Source organism: Roseateles sp., from assembly GCF_036404855.1.
Classification (GTDB): Bacteria; Pseudomonadota; Gammaproteobacteria; order Burkholderiales; family Burkholderiaceae_C; genus Pelomonas.
Map to the genome: position 1 here is coordinate 1 of NZ_DASWYS010000185.1, position 19413 is coordinate 19413.

Annotated in this window: 18 protein-coding genes; 6 read left to right on the forward strand and 12 right to left on the reverse strand. The window is 67.7% G+C overall.

Annotated features, from left to right (window positions below; translation table 11 throughout):
* The 4 genes from VGF12_RS12395 to recA form a co-directional block, all read right to left on the reverse strand.
* Positions 1–320 (reverse strand): ATP-grasp domain-containing protein (locus tag VGF12_RS12395; protein WP_331176347.1); only part of this gene is annotated, 320 nt, incomplete at its 3' end.
* Positions 321–346: 26 nt separating this feature from the next.
* Positions 347–922 carry a DUF2889 domain-containing protein gene (locus VGF12_RS12400; RefSeq protein WP_331176348.1) on the reverse strand — a complete coding sequence of 192 codons (576 nt, stop codon included), beginning with the start codon at positions 920–922 and terminating at the stop codon, positions 347–349.
* Positions 923–1122: 200 nt separating this feature from the next.
* The gene (gene recX / locus VGF12_RS12405) at positions 1123–1620 is read right to left on the reverse strand and encodes a recombination regulator RecX (protein ID WP_331176349.1); all 498 of its coding nucleotides are present in this window, start codon (positions 1618–1620) and stop codon (positions 1123–1125) included.
* 110 nt (positions 1621–1730) lie between these two features.
* Entirely contained in the window at positions 1731–2783 is a 1053-nt protein-coding gene (recA, locus tag VGF12_RS12410; RefSeq protein WP_331176350.1) for a recombinase RecA, read from the reverse strand.
* A 173-nt stretch (positions 2784–2956) separates the two neighbouring features.
* Between recA and VGF12_RS12415 the strand changes: the two genes are divergently transcribed.
* Together VGF12_RS12415 and VGF12_RS12420 are read left to right on the forward strand one after the other, a co-directional pair.
* The gene (locus VGF12_RS12415) at positions 2957–3628 is read left to right on the forward strand and encodes a response regulator (RefSeq protein WP_293504703.1); all 672 of its coding nucleotides are present in this window, start codon (positions 2957–2959) and stop codon (positions 3626–3628) included.
* Positions 3629–5161, forward strand: a complete 1533-nt coding sequence (locus VGF12_RS12420) for a sensor histidine kinase (RefSeq protein ID WP_331176351.1) — start codon at positions 3629–3631, stop codon at positions 5159–5161.
* Between the two features lie 51 nt (positions 5162–5212).
* On the opposite strand, the gene rodA is transcribed toward VGF12_RS12420, so the two are convergent.
* The 5 genes from rodA to VGF12_RS12445 all read right to left on the reverse strand — a co-directional run bounded on the left by rodA (position 5213) and on the right by VGF12_RS12445 (position 11046).
* On the reverse strand, positions 5213–6367 hold the full coding sequence (rodA, locus tag VGF12_RS12425; RefSeq protein WP_331176352.1) for a rod shape-determining protein RodA: 1155 nt from the start codon (positions 6365–6367) through the stop codon (positions 5213–5215).
* On the reverse strand, positions 6364–8376 hold the full coding sequence (gene mrdA / locus VGF12_RS12430) for a penicillin-binding protein 2 (protein ID WP_331176353.1): 2013 nt from the start codon (positions 8374–8376) through the stop codon (positions 6364–6366). Before mrdA ends, rodA begins: the two co-directional genes overlap by 4 nt.
* Before the next feature lie 71 nt (positions 8377–8447).
* Positions 8448–8969, reverse strand: a complete 522-nt coding sequence (gene mreD / locus VGF12_RS12435) for a rod shape-determining protein MreD (protein ID WP_331176354.1) — start codon at positions 8967–8969, stop codon at positions 8448–8450.
* Positions 8966–9970: a rod shape-determining protein MreC gene (gene mreC / locus VGF12_RS12440; protein WP_331176355.1), complete on the reverse strand. Its 1005-nt coding sequence runs from the start codon at positions 9968–9970 to the stop codon at positions 8966–8968. Before mreC ends, mreD begins: the two co-directional genes overlap by 4 nt.
* A gap of 32 nt (positions 9971–10002) precedes the next feature.
* Complete coding sequence (locus VGF12_RS12445; RefSeq protein ID WP_056191483.1) at positions 10003–11046, reverse strand: rod shape-determining protein; 1044 nt, start codon at positions 11044–11046, stop codon at positions 10003–10005.
* Positions 11047–11255: 209 nt separating this feature from the next.
* Between VGF12_RS12445 and gatC the strand changes: the two genes are divergently transcribed.
* Genes gatC through gatB form a run of 3 tightly spaced genes read left to right on the forward strand, consistent with a single transcriptional unit; the run spans position 11256 to position 14492 of the window.
* Complete coding sequence (gene gatC, locus VGF12_RS12450) at positions 11256–11555, forward strand: Asp-tRNA(Asn)/Glu-tRNA(Gln) amidotransferase subunit GatC (RefSeq protein WP_331176356.1); 300 nt, start codon at positions 11256–11258, stop codon at positions 11553–11555.
* On the forward strand, positions 11552–13042 hold the full coding sequence (gene gatA, locus VGF12_RS12455; RefSeq protein ID WP_331176357.1) for an Asp-tRNA(Asn)/Glu-tRNA(Gln) amidotransferase subunit GatA: 1491 nt from the start codon (positions 11552–11554) through the stop codon (positions 13040–13042). The genes gatC and gatA overlap by 4 nt, the downstream gene beginning before the upstream one ends.
* A 1-nt stretch (position 13043) precedes the next feature.
* Complete coding sequence (gene gatB, locus VGF12_RS12460; protein ID WP_331176358.1) at positions 13044–14492, forward strand: Asp-tRNA(Asn)/Glu-tRNA(Gln) amidotransferase subunit GatB; 1449 nt, start codon at positions 13044–13046, stop codon at positions 14490–14492.
* 33 nt (positions 14493–14525) lie between these two features.
* On the opposite strand, the gene VGF12_RS12465 is transcribed toward gatB, so the two are convergent.
* The 3 genes from VGF12_RS12465 to VGF12_RS12475 form a co-directional block, all read right to left on the reverse strand.
* A complete protein-coding gene (locus VGF12_RS12465; RefSeq protein WP_331176359.1) occupies positions 14526–15209 on the reverse strand; it encodes a hypothetical protein in 684 nt (227 codons plus the stop codon).
* The gene (gene pyrE, locus VGF12_RS12470; protein ID WP_331176360.1) at positions 15209–15877 is read right to left on the reverse strand and encodes an orotate phosphoribosyltransferase; all 669 of its coding nucleotides are present in this window, start codon (positions 15875–15877) and stop codon (positions 15209–15211) included. The genes VGF12_RS12465 and pyrE overlap by 1 nt, the downstream gene beginning before the upstream one ends.
* Positions 15878–15964: 87 nt before the next feature.
* The gene (locus tag VGF12_RS12475) at positions 15965–18286 is read right to left on the reverse strand and encodes a TonB-dependent receptor (RefSeq protein ID WP_331176361.1); all 2322 of its coding nucleotides are present in this window, start codon (positions 18284–18286) and stop codon (positions 15965–15967) included.
* 179 nt (positions 18287–18465) lie between these two features.
* Between VGF12_RS12475 and VGF12_RS12480 the strand changes: the two genes are divergently transcribed.
* On the forward strand, positions 18466–19248 hold the full coding sequence (locus VGF12_RS12480; protein ID WP_331176362.1) for an exodeoxyribonuclease III: 783 nt from the start codon (positions 18466–18468) through the stop codon (positions 19246–19248).
* The last annotated feature ends 165 nt before the right edge of the window (positions 19249–19413 follow it).

The following is a 19413-nucleotide window of genomic DNA, read 5'->3' on the forward strand; positions in this document are numbered from 1 at the left end:
TCATTCTTGATGTCGGCGCCGTCTTCAATGTAGAGGCGGCGCACCTTCTGGCCTTCGGGGCCGGTCTGGTGCGTGATCAGTTGCATGCCCAGGATGCCCTCGGCCTTGGCCTTGACGTCCTCGATGGTCTTGGCAACCTTGACGCCGCCGCCCTTGCCACGGCCGCCGGCATGGATCTGGGCCTTGACGACCCAGACCGGGCCGCCCAGCTTCTGGGCGGCTTCGACGGCCTCCTGCACGGTGAAGGCCGGGATGCCGCGCGGCACCGGCACGCCGAACTGGCGCAGGATTTCTTTGCCCTGGTATTCGTGGATTTTCATGGCTGGGGTCTCTCGGGTCGGGGAAGTCAGGAAGCGGTCGCGGCGGCTTCTGGGGTGTCCAGATGCCAGCGGGGATAGAACTTGGCCACGGTAGCGCCGTCGCGGCGCAGCGCATGGCAGCGGTCGAGCTGGAAGGGCGGGTTGCCGGAGGCGTCGCCCTCGCCGGTGTCGATGACGAAGCCGGCCAGGGCCTGGATGACGGCCGTCGGCAGCACCTGGCACAGCTCGGTCAGATGGGTGCAGCCGCGCGTGGCGGCCAGGCGTTCGTGGACGCCCTGGCGGAAGCCCTTCATCAGATTCAGGCCGACGAGGCGTGCATAGGCATCGCCATGCTCGCCGCAGGCGGCCGGGTAAGGCATCCACCGAGTCTCGGACGTGGCGGCGGTGATGGTCAGCGTTGCGTCCACGGTCAGATGCAGGCGCATCTCGTGGATGGGCTCGCCGGCCTTGCGTGGCACGCCGGCCAGCGGCACGTCATGGGACTTGGTGTCTGTCAGGCTGGCTTCCACGTCGAACAGGCCGTCATCGCGCGCGAACACCTGCACATCGAGGGCGCGGCGGTGCAGCGGGCGACGCGTGACGGACGGGTTGACGGCGGGCATGAGACGGGATTGGCGGATCAACCCGGCCGGTGCCGGGACGGGGTCAGACCGGCTTTTGCAGCGCTTTACCGACATCGGCAAAGGGCTTGTAACCGGGTGAACCCTCGTTTTGGGGCAGGCGGCAATGTAGCACGGAGGGTAAAAACTCCCCTCCGCACTCGGTCAAGCGGTGGTTGGAGGCTGGGCAAGCCCTCAGGCCGTCAGGCCCGCAGCAGGCGCCGCACCAGCTCAGGGGAAAACCCGCGGGCCATCAGAAAACGGGCCTGGCGCGCCTGTTCAGTGACATCCCGGGCGGGTTCCGGGCCGAAGCGCTTGTGCCAGACCTCGCGGGCCCGCTCCATCTCGGTGGCGCGCAACGCGGCCTGCTGCTCGGCATCCAGCTGCAGGCCGTGCCGGGCGAGTTCCTGCTGGATGCGCTGGGCGCCGAAGCGGCCGGCGCGGACATGGAGACGTGATTCGACGAAGCGAGTTTCGTCGAGGTACCCCTCGGCGGCGAGGGTGTCGAGCAGGGCATCGACGGCTGTTACGCCGGCTTCTTCCGCCTCCCCGGCGGTCTCGGTCGCGTCGGCATCACCCGCCGCCTCGCGCGTGCGGCGCTCGATGACCAGTAATTTGCGCCGCAGTTCGATGCGGCTGTGCTCGCGCTGGGCCAGCAGGCCGATGGCGCGCGCTTTCAGAGACAGGGGCGTGCGCGCCATGACGGGCCTTCAGCTGGGTGGAGGTTTGGGTTTGGGACGTGACCTGGGCGTTGTCGCGCCCGCGGCCTGGGTTGCGGACGCAGCAGTCTGCGTCGCAACCGGGGCGACGGTCACCCCTTCTTGTCGGTCGCGCCGTCGACCTCGCCCAAGGGGGCCACCCCGACCGCTTCGCGGATCTTGTTCTCGATCTCGCGGGCCACGTCGACGTTCTCGCGCAGGAATTCGCGGGCGTTGTCCTTGCCCTGACCGATCTTCTCGCCCTGGTAGGCGTACCAGGAGCCAGATTTCTCGACGATCTTGTGGACGACGCCCATGTCGACGATCTCGCCCTCACGGCTGATGCCCTCGCCGTAAAGGATGTCGAACTCGGCGGTCTTGAACGGCGGGCTGACCTTGTTCTTGACGACCTTGACCTTGGTCTCGGAGCCGATGACTTCCTCGCCCTTCTTGATCGAGCCGATGCGGCGGATGTCCAGGCGCACCGAGGCGTAGAACTTCAGCGCATTGCCGCCGGTGGTCGTTTCGGGCGAGCCGAACATGACGCCGATCTTCATGCGGATCTGGTTGATGAAGATGACCATGCAGTTGGTCTTCTTGATCGTGGCGGTCAGCTTGCGCAGCGCCTGGCTCATCAGGCGGGCCTGCAGGCCAGGCAGGCTGTCGCCCATCTCGCCTTCGATTTCAGCCTTGGGCGTCAGTGCGGCCACCGAGTCGATGACGATGAGGTCCACCGAGCCGGAGCGCACCAGCGCGTCGACGATCTCGAGGGCCTGCTCGCCGGTGTCGGGCTGGCTGATCAGCAGGTCGCTCAGGTTGACGCCCAGCTTCTGCGCGTACTGCACGTCCAGCGCGTGCTCCGCGTCGATGAAGGCGCAGGTGCCGGCAATCTTCTGCATCTCGGCGATGACCTGCAGCGTCAGCGTCGTCTTGCCGGAGGACTCGGGGCCGTAGATCTCCACGACGCGGCCACGTGGCAGGCCGCCGACGCCCAGCGCAATGTCCAGGCCCAGCGAGCCGGTGGAGACGACCTGGATGTCTTCCAGGGCCTCGCCTTCGCCGAGCCGCATGATGGAGCCCTTGCCGAACTGCTTTTCGATCTGGGCGAGGGCGGCCTGCAGGGCCTTGGCTTTTTCGGTGTTGAGGGCTTTGACCGGGGCGTCCATGCGAATCTCCGTGGGGAATGGTCGAATTATGAGGCAATCTGTATGTTTGTACAGTATTTTGTCCCCTGGCCCGCGTTGGCAGCGGCTCAGGATTGAAGAGCATCCTAGGCATGGGGTAGCTCAGGAGATGAGCCACCTGTGCAAGGCCTAACATCGGAGCAGGAGACAAGACCATGCGCATCCTGATTGCGGAAGACGACCAAGTGCTGGCCGACGGGCTGTTGCGCGCGCTGCGCGCCTCGGGCTATGCGGTGGACCGCGTCGCGACGGGCAGCGAGGCAGACACGGCGCTGGCCACGCATGAATTCGATCTCGTCATCCTCGACCTGGGCCTGCCGCGCCTGCACGGGCTGGAGGTGTTGCGCAAGCTGCGCGCGCGCGGTTCGACGATGCCGGTGCTGATCCTGACCGCTGCCGACAGCGTGGAGCAGCGCGTCAAGGGACTGGATCTGGGTGCCGACGATTACATGGCCAAGCCCTTCTCGCTGCAGGAGCTGGAGGCGCGCGTGCGGGCGCTGACGCGCCGGGGCCTGGGCACGGCCAGCAGCATCATCAAGCACGGGCCGCTGAGCTTCGACGCGACCGGCCGCGTGGCCTACATCAACGAGCAAATGCTGGAGCTGTCGGCGCGCGAGCTGTCGCTGCTGGAGGTGCTGCTGCAGCGTGCCGGCCGCCTGGTCAGCAAGGATCAGCTTGTCGAGCGTCTGTGCGAGTGGGGCGAGGAGGTCTCGAACAACGCGATCGAGGTCTACATCCACCGGCTGCGCAAGAAGATCGAGCAAGGCCCCATTCGCATCGCGACCGTGCGCGGCCTTGGCTACTGCCTGGAAAAGATCGCCTCGTAAATGCCCACCAAGGACGGCGCCAGCCCGCAGCAGGGCTCGCTGTTCGGCGAGATCCTCGACTGGATGCTCGCCCCGCTGCTGCTGATCTGGCCGATCAGCGTCGCGCTGACGTGGCTGGTGGCGCAGGGCATTGCCAGCCGACCCTACGACCGCGAGCTGGGCGAGATGGCGCGCAGTCTGGGGCAGCAGGTGGCGGCCGTGGCGCCTGCGGCGGTCAGCAAGGGCAAGGACCGCTATGCACTCGCGCCCGAGGCGGCGGCGCTGCTGCGGGCGGATGCGTCGGACACGGTTTTCTATCAGGTGCTGGGCCTGCGCGGCGAGCTGCTCAGCGGGGACGCGGCGCTGCCGGTGCCCGTCGAGGAAGCGCCCGTCGTGCCCTGGGAGCTGCATTTCCGTGATGACGAGGTGGGCTCGGACGCGGTGCGGGTGGCCTACCTCTGGGTCGCACCGGAAACTGCCGTGCCGGGCCAGGCCGGCGCGACCCGGCCCATGCTCGTGCAGGTGGCCGAGACGATGGGCAAGCGCGCTCGGCTGACGAACGAGATCATCAAGGGCGTCATCCTGCCGCAGTTCGTCATCCTGCCGCTGGCCGTGCTGCTGGTGTGGCTGGCGCTGGCGCGCGGCATCTCCCCGCTGAACGAGTTGCAGCGGCGCATCCGCTCGCGCGAGAGTTCGGACCTGTCGCCCATCGACGAGCAGCGCGTGCCCGACGAGGTGGCGCCGCTGGTGCGGGCGATCAACGACCTGCTGGCGCGGCTCGACTCGTCGATGAGCCGGCAGAAGCATTTCCTCGCCGATGCGGCCCATCAGCTGAAGACGCCGCTGGCCGGCTTGCGCACCCAGGCCGAGCTGATCCAGCGTGAGATCGACGCCGGCCGTGCCTCGCCGGAGGAGATGAAACGCTCGCTCGCCCAGATCGCCCGCGCCAGCGAGCGGGCGGCGCACATGGTCAACCAACTGCTCGCCATGGCCCGGGCCGAGGATGTCGAGCAGGCACTGCGCCGGGAGCCGGTCAACCTGGCCGAGATCGCCATCGACACGGTGCGCGACTTCGTGCCACGTGCGCTGGAACGCCGCATCGACCTCGGCTATGACGGCGTGGTGCCCGACGACAGCCGACTGCGCGTGCATGGCCAGCCGGTGCTGCTGGGCGAGCTGATCCGCAACCTCGTCGACAACGCGCTGCTCTACACGCCGGCCGGCGGGCTGGTGACGGTACGCGTCGTCGAGGACCCCTTCGGTCAGGTCGTCGTGCTGCAGGTCGAGGACACCGGGCCCGGGATTGCGCCGGGCGAACGCGAGAAGGTCTTTCAGCCTTTCTACCGGTCGCTGGGCAGTGGCGTCGAGGGCTCGGGCCTGGGCCTGGCCATCGTGAAGGAGATCGTGCAGCAGCATGAGGCCGAGATGACACTGGATGACACCCGCGTCCGCCGCGCGGCGGGGGGCGAATCACCTGACGGCCAGGGCCCGGGAGCGCGCTTCACGATTCGATTCCCGGCCGGGGCCACGCCCGCGGACCGGTCTACGTCGTGAACCTGATCCGTGCGCGATCGCAGGATGTCATGCGGTCCCCCGCATGAAAAGTTAGGTCTTCACCAGCTTCCTGACCCGCGCAATCGACATCAGCAGGCCCAGCGACAGCCCCAGCGTCACCATCGCTGTGCCCCCATAGCTGATGAAGGGCAGCGGCACGCCGACGACGGGCAGGATGCCGCTGACCATGCCCATGTTGACGAAGACATAGGTGAAGAATGACAGCGTGACCGCACCCGCCATCAATCGCGAGAACAGCGTCGGCGCGTCGGACGCGATCATCAGCCCGCGCAGGATCAGTGCCGTGAAGCCAGCCAGCAGCCCCAGCGCGCCCATGAAGCCGAACTCCTCGCCGAAGGCCGCGAAGATGAAGTCAGTGGTGCGCTCGGGAATGAACTCCAAGTGGGTCTGCGTGCCCTGCATGAAGCCCTTGCCGGTCATGCCGCCGGAGCCGATGGCGATCTCGCCCTGGATGATGTGGAAGCCCTTGCCGAGCGGGTCCTTGGTCGGATCCAGCAGCGTGCAGACACGGTGCTTCTGGTACTCCTTCAGCACCACCCAGACGGTGTCGGGCTCGCAGATGCGGTCCTCGCTGGCCACCAGCGCCGTGATGCCCGCCGCGCCCAGCACGAAGGCCGGCACGATGAGCTTCCAGGGCAGGCCGGCGAAGAAGATCACGTACAGGCCCGCGGCCAGCACCAGCAGGCTGGTGCCCAGGTCTGGCTGCTTGGCGATCAGCAGGAAGGGCAGCAGCAGCAGCGCGAACGCAGCGATGAAGTCCGGCCAGCGCAGCAGCCCCTCGCGCTTCTGGAACCACCAGGCCAGCATCAGCGGCGTGGCGATCTTCAGCAGCTCGGACGGCTGAATCTGCGTGACGCCAATGTTCAGCCAGCGCGTCGCGCCCTTCTTGGTGATGCCGAACACCGCGGTGGCGATGAGCAGCGTCACCCCGAACACGTAGAGCGGGATGGCCAGCGCCATCAGCCGCTGCGGCGAGATCTGGGCCACGATGAACATCAGGCCGAGTCCCAGCAGCATGTTGCGGCCATGATCCACGAAGCGGGTGCCGTGGTCGTAGCCGGCCGAGTACATGCACAGCAGGCCCCAGAAGCACAGCCATGCAACGGCCAGCAGCAGCGGCACGTCGAAGCCGCTGAGCCAGGGCTTCAGGCGCTGCCAGAGAGGCGGTCGTTCGATGACGGTCATCGTGAGGCTCCCGAGGCCGGGGCGGACGCACTGGATGTCCCGCCCGGCGATGTGGCGGCCAGGCCTGGCAGCGGCACGTCCGCGGCGCGGCGCGGCGTGCCGATGGGCGCGAAGGTCTGGCCCAGCTGCGTCTTGGCGATGTCTTCCTCGCTGGGGTAGGCGCCGGTCAGCAGGTAGTCGAACACGCGGCGCGCGATGGGGGCGGCCGAGGCCGAGCCCCAGCCGGCGTTCTCGACGATGACGGCCAGTGCGACGGTGGGCTGGTCCACCGGCGCGAAGCCCACGTAGAGCGAGTGGTCGCGCTTGCGCTCATCGGCCTTGATGGCGCTGTACTTCTCGCCCGCGCGCAGGCCCACGGCCTGGGCGGTGCCGGTCTTGCCGCCGCTCTGGTAGGCCGCGCCGGCGAACACCTGGCGCCCCGTGCCCTCCAGCGTCACGCCGTTCATTGCGTTGCGGATCACGTCGACATCGGCGGGCTTGAGCGGCAAGGGTTCCAGCGCGTCGCTGGCGATGCGACGTTGCTCGTGCTTCACCACGTCCTCGATCTCACGTACCAGGCGCGGCTTGTAGCGCTGGCCGCCGGAGGCGATGGTGGAGTAGGCCGTGGCCATCTGCAGCATCGTGAAGTTGTTGTAGCCCTGGCCGATGCCCAGCGAAATCGTCTCGCCGGGGAACCACTTCTGGTTCGCAGGGCTCCTGCGGAAGTAGTTGCGCTTCCACTCCTGCGAGGGCAGCACGCCGGCGACCTCGCCCTGCACATCGATGTCGGTCTTGCGGCCCAGGCCGAAGGGCTCGAGCTGGTCGTGGATCAGATCCACCCCCATCTCGTTGGCCAGGCTGTAGAAGTAGACGTTGGACGAGGTGACGATGGCCAGCCGCATGTCCTTGGGGCCGGCGCGGTCGGTTTCGGGGCTGCCGAAGCTTCGGCCACCGAAGCTGTAGGTCAGGTTGTCCATGATGACCGTGCCGGGTGCGCGCTTGCCGCTGTTCAGCGCCGCCATGGCCATCAGCGGCTTGAAGGTGGAGCCGGGCGGATAGGTGCCACGCAGCGCGCGGTTCAGCAACGGCTTGTCGATGTCCTCGTTCAGCTCGCGCCAGGAGTCTGCGTCGATGCCATCGACGAACAGGTTCGGGTCGAAGGTGGGCTTGGACACGAAGGCCAGCACCTCGCCGTTGCGCGGATCGATGGCCACCAGCGCACCGCGCCGCTCGCCGAACAGCTTCTCCACCAGCGCCTGCAGCTTGATGTCGATGGACAGGTTCAGCGTGTTGCCGGGCGTGGGCGGGCGGTGGTCCAGGCGACGCACTGCGCGGCCGCCGGCGCTGGTCTCTACCTGTTCGAAGCCGGTCGTCCCGTGCAGTTCCTTTTCGTAGGCCTGCTCCAGGCCCAGCTTGCCGATGTATTCGGTCCCCCGGTAGTTGGCGACGTCCTCCTCCTCCCAGTCGTCCATCGCCTTCTTCTCGGCCTGGTTGATGCGGCCGATGTAGCCGATCAGGTGGGCACCGACGTCGCCCAGCGGGTAGGAGCGGAACAGGCGCGCCTTGATCTCGACGCCGGGGAAGCGGAAGCGCTGGGCGGTGAAGCGCGCGACCTCCTCGTCCGTCAGCTTGGTGCGGATGGGCAGGGAGTCGGTGTGCTTGGACTCGTCGAGCAGGCGCCGGAAGCGGCGCTTGTCGCGCGCCTGGATCTCGACGATCTCGCCAAGGGCCTCGATGGTGGCATCCAGGTCAGTGACCTTCTCGGGGTTGATCTCCAGCGTGTAGGCCGAGTAGTTGCTGGCCAGCACGACGCCGTTGCGGTCCTTGATGAGGCCGCGATTCGGTACGATGGGCACGACGGCGATGCGGTTGGACTCGGCCCGCTCCGCAAAGCTGTCGTACTGCACGATCTGGAGCCAGACCAGGCGCGCGATGAGCAGGCCGAAGCAGAACAACACGAAGGCGACCGCGGCAAGCACGCGCAGGCGAAAGCGCGACAGCTCCTGGCGGAGGTTCTTGATGACGACCACGGGCTAGACCCGAACGTGCCCGGCCACCCGGGCGGCGAGGGATGCCGGGAACCGGCGAGACCGCGCAGACGTCATAGCGGCCGGTTGGCGTCGCGGTCCGGCGCGCGGCGTTGCGGCGCCAGCAGCAGCACGCTCGCCACCGGCCACAGCGCGGCCTCGAAGACCGGTGCAAGCAAAACGCTCCAGCCCGGCCACATACCCCCGACCAGCATGCGCACGATCAACGCCAGCGCATGCGCGGCGAGGAACAGCGGCAACACCTGCACCGCCTGGCCGCCCAGCGGGAACCAGGTCAGGCGGCGATGCAGCAGGATCGCGCCGTAGCTCAGGCCGCTGTAGGCCAGCGCATGCTGACCCAGCAGCGCGCCGTCGTGCACGTCGACGAGCAGGCCGAAGATGAAGGCCCACAACACGCCGACCCGGCGCGGCTGGTGCACACCCCAGAAGACCAGGACGACGGCCAGCACATCCGGCATCGCCGCGAGGCGTCCGGCCGGCACCATGTCGATCATCAGCGCGACGATCAGCGTGAAGCCGATGAACCAGGGATTGGCCGGCAGCAGCAACTGGTCTGCGGCGCGCGGCATGATCATGGCGTGGCTCCCGAGGCTTTGGGGGCGGCTTTTTCGGCGGCCTTTTCGGCGCGTTCGGCCTTTTTGGCGGCGCGGGCGACGGCCTTGGCCGCGGCGGCCGACGCCGCTTCGCCCGCCGCGGCGACCTCGGCCTCCTGCTTGGCAGCCAGATGGCGGTCCTGCGGCAGCAGCACGAGTACGTGGCGGGCGCTGTCCGGTTGGGCGATGGGAGTCAGGAACACCTGGGCGAAGCTGGAGTCGCCGCGTCGCTCGACGACGGCTACCTTGGCGACCGGCAGGCCCGGTGGATAGACGCCGTCGAGGCCCGAGGTCGTCATCAGGTCACCGACCTTGACGTCCGCGTTCGCGGCCAGGAAGCGCAGTTCCATGCCGGTGCCGTCCGAGCGGCCGGCGGCGGCGTTGCGCATCTGCGTGCGCGCATTCAGCAGCGGGATGGCAGCGTCCTTGTCGGTCAGCAGCGTGACCTCGCTCGACAGCGGATAGACGCGCGTCACCTGGCCGAGCACGCCGGCTTCGTTGATGACCGGGGAACCGGGAGCCACGCCCTGGGTGGCGCCGCGGTCGATGACGACCCGGCGGGAAAAGGGGTCGGGGGCCTCGAACAGCACCTCGGCAGGGATGGACGGGACGCTCAGGCTGGGCTGCAGGCCGAGCAGCTTGCGCAGATGGTCGTTCTCGGTCTGCAGCGCCTCGGCACGGGACAGCCGTTCGGCCTGCTGGGCGAGCTGGCGCTTGGCGAGGTCTTCGGCCGCCATCGCGCGCTGTGTGCCGCGCAGATAGTCACCCAGGGTATCCCAGGCATCGACGGGCGTCAGCAGCAGGCGCTGCACAGGGTGCAGGACGAGGGCGAAGCCTGCTCGCACCGGCTGCATCAGCTTGAAACGGGCGTCAGCCACCATCATCAACAGCGCGAGCGCCGAGCACAGCGCGAGCTTGGTCAGCGCCGACGGACCCTGGCGGAAGAACGGCGGTGGCGTGCGGTCTAGGGTGCCGAGGGGCATGGCGCGCCAGGCGGCGTATCAGGAGGTTGGGCTTATTCCGACGTGAAGATGGAGCCCAGGCGCTCCATGCGCTCCAGCGCCATGCCGCAGCCGCGGACGACGCAGGTCAGCGGGTCTTCGGCCACGAGTACCGGCAGACCGGTCTCCTCGCCCAGCAGGCGATCGAGGTCGCGCAGCAGCGCGCCGCCACCGGTCAACATCATGCCGCGCTCGGCGATGTCGGCGCCCAGTTCCGGGGGGGTCTGCTCCAGCGCGTTCTTCACGGCGGAAACGATCTGGTTCAGCGGGTCCGTCAGCGCTTCCAGGATCTCGTTGGACGAGATCGTGAAGCTGCGCGGCACGCCTTCGGAGAGGTTGCGGCCCTTGACCTCCATCTCCTTGACCTCGGAGCCGGGGAAGGCACTGCCGATGTTCTTCTTGATCGCCTCGGCGGTGGGCTCGCCGATCAGCATGCCGTAGTTGCGGCGGATGTAGTTGATGATGGCTTCGTCGAACTTGTCGCCGCCGACGCGGACGGAGCCCTTGTAGACCATGCCGCCCAGCGAGATGACGCCCACCTCGGTGGTGCCCCCGCCGATGTCGACAACCATGGAGCCGGAGGCCTCGGCCACCGGCAGGCCGGCACCGATGGCGGCGGCCATGGGTTCCTCGATCAGGTAGACCTCGCTGGCACCAGCGCCCAGCGCGGATTCGCGGATGGCACGGCGCTCCACCTGGGTCGAGCCGCAGGGCACGCAGATGATGATCCTCGGAGACGGCTTGAACGTCTTCGAGTCATGGACCATCTTGATGAACTGCTTGAGCATCTGCTCCGTCACCGTGAAGTCGGCGATGACGCCGTCCTTCATGGGGCGGATGGCCTCGATGTTGCCGGGGACCTTGCCCAGCATGGCCTTGGCCTCCCGGCCGACGGCCTGGATGGTCTTCTTGCCGTTGGGGCCGCCCTCGTGGCGAATGGACACCACCGACGGTTCGTCAAGGACGATGCCCTTGCCGCGAACGTAGATCAGCGTGTTGGCGGTGCCGAGGTCGATGGCGAGGTCGGTGGAAAAGTAGCGGCGCAGGGAGGCGAACATGGTGTGGCGCAGGGAACCTCGCCGGCGGGGCGCGGCTCGAAAACGGGGGGCTGAATATGCAGCGAGGCCGCCCGGCCGGCGACAAAACGCGTCGCTGAACGAGCAGCCTCGAAGGCCTTGAAGATGGGCGGCGATAATAACCGATCACCCCATTCTGAGGCCCGCCAATGCTAGGTTTCTGGCTTCAGGCTTACATCTGAAAACCCTTCATGAGCCTCACCCCTGACGACGTGAGTCGCATCGCCAACCTGGCCCGGCTGCAGTTGCAGCCCGCCGAGTCCGAAGCCCTGCTCGGCAACCTGAACGATTTCTTCAAGATCGTGGACCAGATGAGCGCCGTGGACACCGCCGGCATCGAGCCGCTGTACACGCCGCTGTCTGCCATCCAGCAGGTGCAGCTGCGCCTGCGCGAAGACGCCGTCACCGAGACGAACCAGCGCGAGCTGAACCAGCGCAGCGCCCCGGCCGTCGAGGACGGCCTCTTCCTCGTTCCCAAGGTCATCGAATGAAGCCCGTTCACGACATGGGCGTGGCCGAGCTGGCCGCCGCCCTGAAGCGCCGCGCCCTGTCCAGCCGCGAGGCCACGCAGGCACTGCTGGATCGCATCGCCACCCACGACCAGGCGCTGGGCGCCTTCCTGCATGTCGACGCGGAGGGTGCGCTGGCCCGCGCCGCCCTGGCCGACAGCGCGCTGGCCGCCGGCAATGCCGCAGCACTGGCCGGCGTGCCCCTGGCGCACAAGGACATCTACGTCACGGCCGACATGCCCACCACGGCCGGGTCCAAGATGCTGGAGGGTTACCTCAGCCCCTTCGACGCCACCGTCGTCGCGAGGCTGAACGCCGCTGGCACCGTGAGCCTGGGCAAGCTGAACTGCGACGAGTTCGCGATGGGTTCGGCCAACGAGAACAGCGCCTATTTCCCGGCCCACAACCCCTGGGACGCCAGCCGCGTGCCTGGCGGCTCTTCGGGGGGCTCGGCCGTGGCGGTGGCGGCCCGCCTGGTGCCCGGCGTGACCGGCACCGACACCGGCGGATCCATCCGCCAGCCGGCCAGCTTTACGGGCATCACCGGCATCAAGCCGACCTACGGCGTGTGCTCGCGCTACGGCATGATCGCCTTCGCATCCAGCCTGGACCAGGCCGGCCCGATGGCCCGCTCGGCCGAAGACTGCGCGCTGCTGCTGTCGACCATGAGCGGCTTCGACGAGCGCGACGCCACCAGCGTGCAGCAGCCACCGCAGGACTTCCATGCGCAAATGCTCGCGGTGCGCGAGGGCGCCAGCGCGGGCAAGCCGCTGGCGGGACTGCGCATCGGCCTGCCCAGGGAGTTCTTCCCGGCCGGGCTGTCGACCGACGTCAACGCTGCCGTGCGCGCCGGCCTGGCCGAGCTGGAAAAGCTGGGGGCCACGCTGGTGGATGTCAGCCTGCCGCGTACCGAGCTGGCCATCCCCGTCTACTACATCATCGCCCCGGCCGAGGCGAGCTCGAACCTGTCGCGCTTTGACGGCGTCAAGTTCGGCCACCGCGCGGCCCAGTACGACGACCTGCTCGACATGTACAAGAAGTCGCGGGCCGAGGGCTTCGGCCCCGAGGTGAAGCGCCGCATCATGATCGGCACCTACGTGCTGTCGCACGGTTACTACGACGCCTACTACCTGCAGGCCCAGAAGCTGCGCCGCATGATCGCGGACGACTTCCAGCAGTGCTTCACGCAGTGCGACCTGATCGCCGGCCCGGTGGCGCCCACTGTCGCCTGGAAGCACGGCGAAGGCAAGGATGACCCGACGCAGGCCTACCTGGCCGACATCTTCACGCTGCCCGGCTCGCTGGCCGGCCTGCCCGGCATGAGCGTGCCGGTCGGTCTTGGCGCCGGCGGCATGCCGGTGGGCCTGCAGCTGATCGGCAACTACTTCAAGGAAGGGCAACTGCTGCACACGGCGCATGCCCTCCAGCAAGCCACCGACTGGCACCTCGCCGCGCCCTCGGGACTCTGATATGCCTACATCCAAGCTCATCCGCGGTTATGAGGTCGTCATCGGCCTCGAAAACCACGTCCAGCTCTCCACGCAGAGCAAGATCTTCAGCGGCAGCTCCACCGCTTTCGGCGCGCCGCCCAACACGCAGGCTTCGCCGGTGGACCTGGCCCTGCCCGGCACGCTGCCGGTGCTGAACCGCGCTGCCGTCGAGCGCGCCATCCGCTTCGGCCTGGCGGTCGGCGCCAAGGTCGCGCCGCTGTCCATCTTCGCCCGCAAGAACTACTTCTACCCGGACCTGCCCAAGGGCTACCAGATCAGCCAGTTCGAGATCCCGGTCGTTCAGGGCGGCGCCGTGGAGTTCTTCGTCGGCGATGTGAAGCACAAGGTCAACCTGACCCGCGCCCACCTCGAGGAAGACGCCGGCAAGAGCCTGCACGAGGACTACCACGGTCAGTCGGGCATCGACCTGAACCGCGCGGGCACGCCGCTGCTGGAGATCGTGTCCGAGCCCGACATGCGCTCCGGTGCCGAGGCGGCCGAATACGCCAAGACGCTGCACGCGCTGGTGATGTGGCTGGGCATCTGCGACGGCAACATGCAGGAGGGGTCGTTCCGCTGCGACGTCAATGTGTCGGTGCGCAAGCCCGGCGAGCCCTTTGGCACGCGCCGCGAGATCAAGAACCTCAACAGCTTCCGCTTCCTGGTCGACGCGGTGAACTACGAGGTCAACTGGCAGATCGACGAGATCGAGGACGGCCGCAAGATCCAGCAGGCCACGGTGCTCTACAACCCCGACACCGGCGAGACCCGCGCGATGCGCAGCAAGGAAGATTCGGCCGACTACCGCTACTTCCCCGACCCCGACCTGCCGCCGCTGGTCATTGCGCCGGAGTGGGTGGAGCGCGTGAAAGGCGAGATGCCCGAGCTGCCGTCGGTGATGGCGGCCCGCTTCGAGAGCGCCGACGGTCTGCCGGTCTACGACGCGACGATGATGACGCAAAGCCTGGGCACGGCGCGCTATTACGAGGCTGCCAAGGCCGCGGGCGCGACGCCGAAGCTGGTGGCGAACTGGATCATGGGCGAGATCAGCAAGCGCCTCAATGCCGATGGTGGCGAGATCGCCGCCGCGCCGGTGGGTCCGGCGCTGCTGGCCCAGCTGATCGGCCGCATCTCCGACGGCACCATCTCCAACAACGCCGCCAAGCAGGTGTTCGAGTCGCTGTGGAGCGGCGAGGCGAGCGACGTGGACGCCGTCATCGAGGCCAAGGGCCTGAAGCAGGTCAGCGACACCGGCGCCATCGAGGCCATCCTCGACGAGGTGTTGGCCGCCAATCAGAAGTCTGTCGATGAGTACCGCGCGGGCAAGGACAAGGCCTTCAACGCGCTGGTCGGCCAGGCGATGAAGGCGACCAAGGGCAAGGCCAACCCGGCCTTGGTCAACGAGCTGCTGAAGAAAAAGCTCGGCTGATCGGACCGGCCTCAGGGGGCGCTGAGGCCGAGGTCAACGCTTCGGCGTGGGCGGCGGTGCCGTTTGTGGCAGTTCGCCCAACGGCGGCAGCGAGCCCGGCGCGGCGCCGGCCCAGAGCTTCTTCAGCCGCGCCAGCTCGGCGTCGAAGCGTGCGTTGATGCGCACCAGCTCGGCCTTCTGGTTCTCGATGAGCACCTGTTGGGCCTCGATGCTGGCGTCATTGGCGTCCAGTGACTGCTTGAGTTTGCCCGGCAGCGGCTTGCCCTTATAGAACTCGGACTCGTCCAGCAGCGGCTTGCGCTCGGCGGTCAGGTCCTTGATGCGTCGCTCGGACAGGCGCATGGCCTTGTTGGAGTCGTCCAGGGCCGCGTTGCGCGCGCGCTGGTGCGTCGCCTCGTTAGGGTAGCGCAGCATCAGCGTGCGGTCGCGGCGGATGGCGTCCAGCTGGGCGATGCGCTCGGCGGCAGCGCGGCGGTCGGCAGCCTCTTTCGCGGCGCGCTCCTCGGGGCTCAGGAAGGGCGGCAGCGTCGAGCGGTGCGAACCGTCGGGGTTGAGCATGCGCTGCTCACGCGCAGTGCATTCGGGGATGGGGCGGTCGCTGGTCAGCTTGCGGCCATCCGCGGTTGTGCAGGTGTAGATGCCCCTGCCGGGCGAGCCGTCCTGTGCCAGCGCGCAGCCGGCAAAGAGAAGTGCAGCGACGACGGGCAGGGTGCGCATCAGACGCCGTACCGTTCTCGATAGGCCAGCACGGCCGGGCGGTGCGCGGCCAGCTCGGGCGCGCCCTCCAGATAGGCCAGCAGATCGGCCAGGCCCGCCACGGCGACCACCGGCAGGCCGTAGCGCTCCTGCACCTGCTGCACCGCCGACAGCGGGCTGTCGACGCCGCCCTCGGCCGCCTTCTCCTGACGGTCCAGCGCGATGGACACGCCGCAGGGCGTCGCGCCGGCGGCCTCGATCATCTGGATGGACTCGCGCACCGAGGTGCCGGCGGAGATGACGTCGTCGATGATGAGCACGCGGCCCTGGACCGGTGCGCCGACGAGGTTGCCCCCCTCGCCGTGGTCCTTGGCTTCCTTGCGGTTGTACGCGAAGGGCACGTTGTGGCCACGGCGCGCCAGTTCCATCGAGACGGCGGCGGCCAGCGTGATGCCCTTGTAGGCAGGGCCGAAGATCATGTCGAAGGCCAGGCCCGACGCGATCAGGCGCTCGGCGTAGAAGCCGGCGAGGCGGCCGAGCTTGGCGCCGTCGTCGAACAGGCCGGCGTTGAAAAAGTAGGGGCTGAGCCGCCCCGCCTTGGTCTTGAACTCGCCGAAACGCAGCACGCCCGCCTGCACGGCAAAGGCGACGAAGGACTGGGCGAGGGAATCGGCGGGCGCGGCGGACATGGCGAAAGATTCTAGGGGCCAAAAAACAGGCCCGGCTCCCGTGGGAGCCGGGCCCTCGGCCGGGCCTCGCCGGGTTGGGGGGCTCGCCTAGAAGCTGGCCTTGAACTGCACGCCGTAGCTGCGCGGCTCGTTGACGATGCCGGTCAGGTTGTCGAAGTCGATGGCGGCGACGACCTGGCGGTGGTTGGTGATGTTGCGGGAATAGGCCGCGACCTCGTACTTGCCGTTGTTCCATCCGTAGCCGACGCGCAGGCCGCCTTCCAGCGCCGACTTCGCCCGGTACTCGACGGCCTCGTACAGGAACATGTTGTATTTGTCCTTGTAGGCCCAGTCGGTCAGCACGGTCAGCTCGCCGGCGCCGAGGGAGGTGCTGTACTTCAGCGTCCAGTTCCACACCACCTTGGGCGCGCGCGGCAGCGGGTTCCCGTTGATGCTGACGGTGCCCGCCAGCGGGCCGGCTGGGTCCAGCACCGTGCAGCCGGTGTTGGCCTCCAGGAACTGGAAGCCGGCGTTGCCGCAGGGCAGCACGAAGAGGTTGGGGTCCTTGATCTTCGTGTCGTTGTACGAGAAGCCCAACGTGGTGCGCCAGTCGCGCGCGATGATGGCCTGCGCATCGATCTCGAAGCCCTGGCCTTCGGCCTTGGCGGCATTGACGAGGCGGTTCTGGTTGGTGGAGCCGGAACCTGCCGTGAGCTGCATGTCCTTCACGCGGTACTTGAACACCGTGCCGCTGATGCGTGCGGTGTTGTCCAGCAGGTCGGCCTTGAAGCCGGCCTCAATGGACAGCACCTTCTCGGAGTTGGCGATGGAGATTGAGTCGCCGAACAGCACGCGGCCCTGGATGGACGGGGCACGGTAGCCTGTGGCGACGCGCGCGAACAGGCTGGTGGCCTTGTCGACGTTGTAGTTGGCGCCGAGGTCCCAGCTCCAGTTGGACGAGGAGGGGTGGGCGAAGAACGGGCCGATGATGTCGACGTTGTTGGCCTTGCCGGGTGTCCAGGTGCGCACGGCGTCGAAGTCCTTCTTGTCGTTGGTGTAGCGCAGGCCACCGCGGATCTTGAAGTCGGGCGTGACGGCGAAGTTCACGTTGCCAAAGGCGGCCCAGGACTTGGCTTCCTGGTGCTGCACGGCGTAGCCGTTCTGCGGGTCGCCGGGCGCGAAGCTGTCGAAGTTGAAGCTGTCCACCTGCAGCTTCTCGTTGAAGTAGTACAGGCCCGCGATCCACTGCAGCGGGTCGCTCGTGTTGGACTGCAGGCGGAACTCCTGCGTCGTCTGGCGCAGGTAGGGGATGCCGTCGGCCGTCTGCGAATCGAAAGGGATGACGGACGGGTAGGGCGTCGTCGAGCCCGAGGGGGAATACTTCGGGCCGTCCGGGATGCCGCAGAAGCGGCAGCCGAAGCCACCGTCCACATCGCCGCGGCTGTAGAACTTGGCGCGATCGTGGGCGGTGATGGAGTACAGCGACATGCCGTCGAAGTCCCAGCGCAGGCGCGCACTGACCTCGCTGGACTTCAGCGTCTGGGAGTTGTAGCCGTCGGTGGGGTAGTAGCTGTCGTCGTAGCCGTCGACGAGGTCGTTGCTGCCGCGCTTGATGATGTTGGCACGGAAGGTCGTGGCCGTGCCCTTGAAGTCGCGGGCCTGGACCTTGAAGAGGGCGGAGAAGCCGCCGTTCTTGTAGGCGGCTTGCAGGCGCAGTGCCTTGTCGTTGTAGCCCTCGAGGTCGGACGTGGCGTCCGGTAGCGGGTTGTGCACGCGGTTGTCCTGGCGCTGCACGATGCCGGCCACGCGCATCTGCCAGTCCTGGTTCAGCGGCACGTTGACGGCGGCTTCCAGGTTGGCGGAGTTCCAGCGGCCGTAGCTGAAGTTGGCGAAGCCCTCCAGGCGCTTGCCGGGTTTGGCCGAGTCGAACTTCATGACGCCGGCCGGCGAGTTGCGACCGAAAAGCGTGCCCTGCGGGCCGCGCAGCAGCTCCACCTGCTCCATGTCGAACACCGGGAAGCCCTTGAGCGCGATGCTCTCCTGCACGACATCGTCGTAGACCAGGCCCACCGGCTGCGAGGCGTTCATGTCGAAGTCGGTGTTGCCCAGGCCACGGACGTAGAAGCGCGGGAAGGTGCGGCCGTAGTCGGATTCGATGTTCAGGCTGGGAACGCGGCCCGAGAGCGTGCGCACGTCCTGACCACTGGCGTTGTAGGTGTCCAGCTCCTCCGACTTGATGGCCGAGATGGACAGCGGCACCTCCTTCAGGTTCTCGGCCCGGCGGCTGCCGGTCACGATGACAGCTTCGAGCTGGCTGACGTCCTTCTTGGCTTCGGGCGCCGGCGCGGCTTGCGCCACGGCGGCCTGCATCGGGAATGCGGCGCCCAGTGCCAGGGCGAGAAGCGTTGGGGAGATGCGGGTGTTCGGCATGAGAAATCCTCGGGTTGGCGGGGGAGGGACATGCGGGACGAAACGGGCGCTTGTGACGCCTCTGGATTTCTACGGGATCGTAGGGATCACATGACGGTTCCATGATGAAAGCCGGCACGGTGTGTTGTGCATTTGCTGCACTGCGATACTTGTTCGTACCAACCCTCTCCCTAGTTCCGATGCGCTTCATCACCGCGAATCTCAACGGCGTGCGGTCCGCCGCCAGCAAGGGCTTCTTCGACTGGCTGGACCAGCAGCGGGCCGACGCGGTCGGCGTGCAGGAGCTCAAGGCGCAGGCCGACGTCGTCGAGGCCAAGTTCCGCAGCTGCGACAAACTCGAAGGCCACTTCCACTACGCCGAGAAGAAGGGCTACTCGGGCGTGGGCCTGTACGCCAGGGAAGAACCCAGCGATGTCCTCACGGGGCTGGGCATCGCCGAGTTCGACAGTGAGGGGCGCTGGGTCGAGAAGCGCTTCGACAAGCCGGGCCGCAAGCTCAGCCTCATCAGCGTCTACTTTCCCAGCGGCACCAGCGGTGAGGAACGCCAGGCGGTCAAGTACCGCTTCCTCGATGCGATGTACCCGCACCTTCAGGCGCTCAAGGGTGAGCGCGAGTTCATCCTTGTGGCCGACGTCAACATCGCCCACAAGGAGATCGACCTGAAGAACTGGCGCGGCAACCAGAAGAACAGCGGCTTCCTGCCCGAGGAGCGCGCCTGGATGACGCGGCTGCTGGACGAGGGCGGGCTGGTCGACGTGTTCCGCACGCTGAACCAGAACGCCGAGCAATACACCTGGTGGAGCAACCGCGGCAACGCGCGTGCCAACAATGTGGGATGGCGGCTGGACTACCACCTCGCCACGCCCGGCATCGCCGCGCTGGCGCGCGCGGAGACCATCTACACCGGCCAGATGTTCAGCGACCACGCACCGCTGACCATCGACTACGACTTCTCCCTCTGATCCTGGCGGCCCCGCAATGCGGCGTAACCAGCCGCTACGGGGTGGGGGTGCCTCCTACAGCGCGTCGGGCCACGTGCCGACGTCGTGCGAGAGGACCGCGTCCTAGAGTGGGCTCCAGCCGGTGGAAATGCCCGGCCTTGCCGCCCGGCCCTTCGCCGGTCTCGC

What these genes read in the sequence shown, in the direction of transcription:
- VGF12_RS12400 (WP_331176348.1), bottom strand. Translation starts at nt 922, where the DNA reads ATGCCCGCCGTCAACCCGTCCGTCACGCGTCGCCCGCTGCACCGCCGC.
- recX (WP_331176349.1), bottom strand. Translation starts at nt 1,620, where the DNA reads ATGGCGCGCACGCCCCTGTCTCTGAAAGCGCGCGCCATCGGCCTGCTG.
- recA (WP_331176350.1), bottom strand. Translation starts at nt 2,783, where the DNA reads ATGGACGCCCCGGTCAAAGCCCTCAACACCGAAAAAGCCAAGGCCCTG.
- VGF12_RS12415 (WP_293504703.1), top strand. Translation starts at nt 2,957, where the DNA reads ATGCGCATCCTGATTGCGGAAGACGACCAAGTGCTGGCCGACGGGCTG.
- VGF12_RS12420 (WP_331176351.1), top strand. Translation starts at nt 3,629, where the DNA reads ATGCCCACCAAGGACGGCGCCAGCCCGCAGCAGGGCTCGCTGTTCGGC.
- rodA (WP_331176352.1), bottom strand. Translation starts at nt 6,367, where the DNA reads ATGACCGTCATCGAACGACCGCCTCTCTGGCAGCGCCTGAAGCCCTGG.
- mreD (WP_331176354.1), bottom strand. Translation starts at nt 8,969, where the DNA reads ATGATCATGCCGCGCGCCGCAGACCAGTTGCTGCTGCCGGCCAATCCC.
- mreC (WP_331176355.1), bottom strand. Translation starts at nt 9,970, where the DNA reads ATGCCCCTCGGCACCCTAGACCGCACGCCACCGCCGTTCTTCCGCCAG.
- VGF12_RS12445 (WP_056191483.1), bottom strand. Translation starts at nt 11,046, where the DNA reads ATGTTCGCCTCCCTGCGCCGCTACTTTTCCACCGACCTCGCCATCGAC.
- gatC (WP_331176356.1), top strand. Translation starts at nt 11,256, where the DNA reads ATGAGCCTCACCCCTGACGACGTGAGTCGCATCGCCAACCTGGCCCGG.
- gatA (WP_331176357.1), top strand. Translation starts at nt 11,552, where the DNA reads ATGAAGCCCGTTCACGACATGGGCGTGGCCGAGCTGGCCGCCGCCCTG.
- gatB (WP_331176358.1), top strand. Translation starts at nt 13,044, where the DNA reads ATGCCTACATCCAAGCTCATCCGCGGTTATGAGGTCGTCATCGGCCTC.
- VGF12_RS12465 (WP_331176359.1), bottom strand. Translation starts at nt 15,209, where the DNA reads ATGCGCACCCTGCCCGTCGTCGCTGCACTTCTCTTTGCCGGCTGCGCG.
- pyrE (WP_331176360.1), bottom strand. Translation starts at nt 15,877, where the DNA reads ATGTCCGCCGCGCCCGCCGATTCCCTCGCCCAGTCCTTCGTCGCCTTT.
- VGF12_RS12475 (WP_331176361.1), bottom strand. Translation starts at nt 18,286, where the DNA reads ATGCCGAACACCCGCATCTCCCCAACGCTTCTCGCCCTGGCACTGGGC.
- VGF12_RS12480 (WP_331176362.1), top strand. Translation starts at nt 18,466, where the DNA reads ATGCGCTTCATCACCGCGAATCTCAACGGCGTGCGGTCCGCCGCCAGC.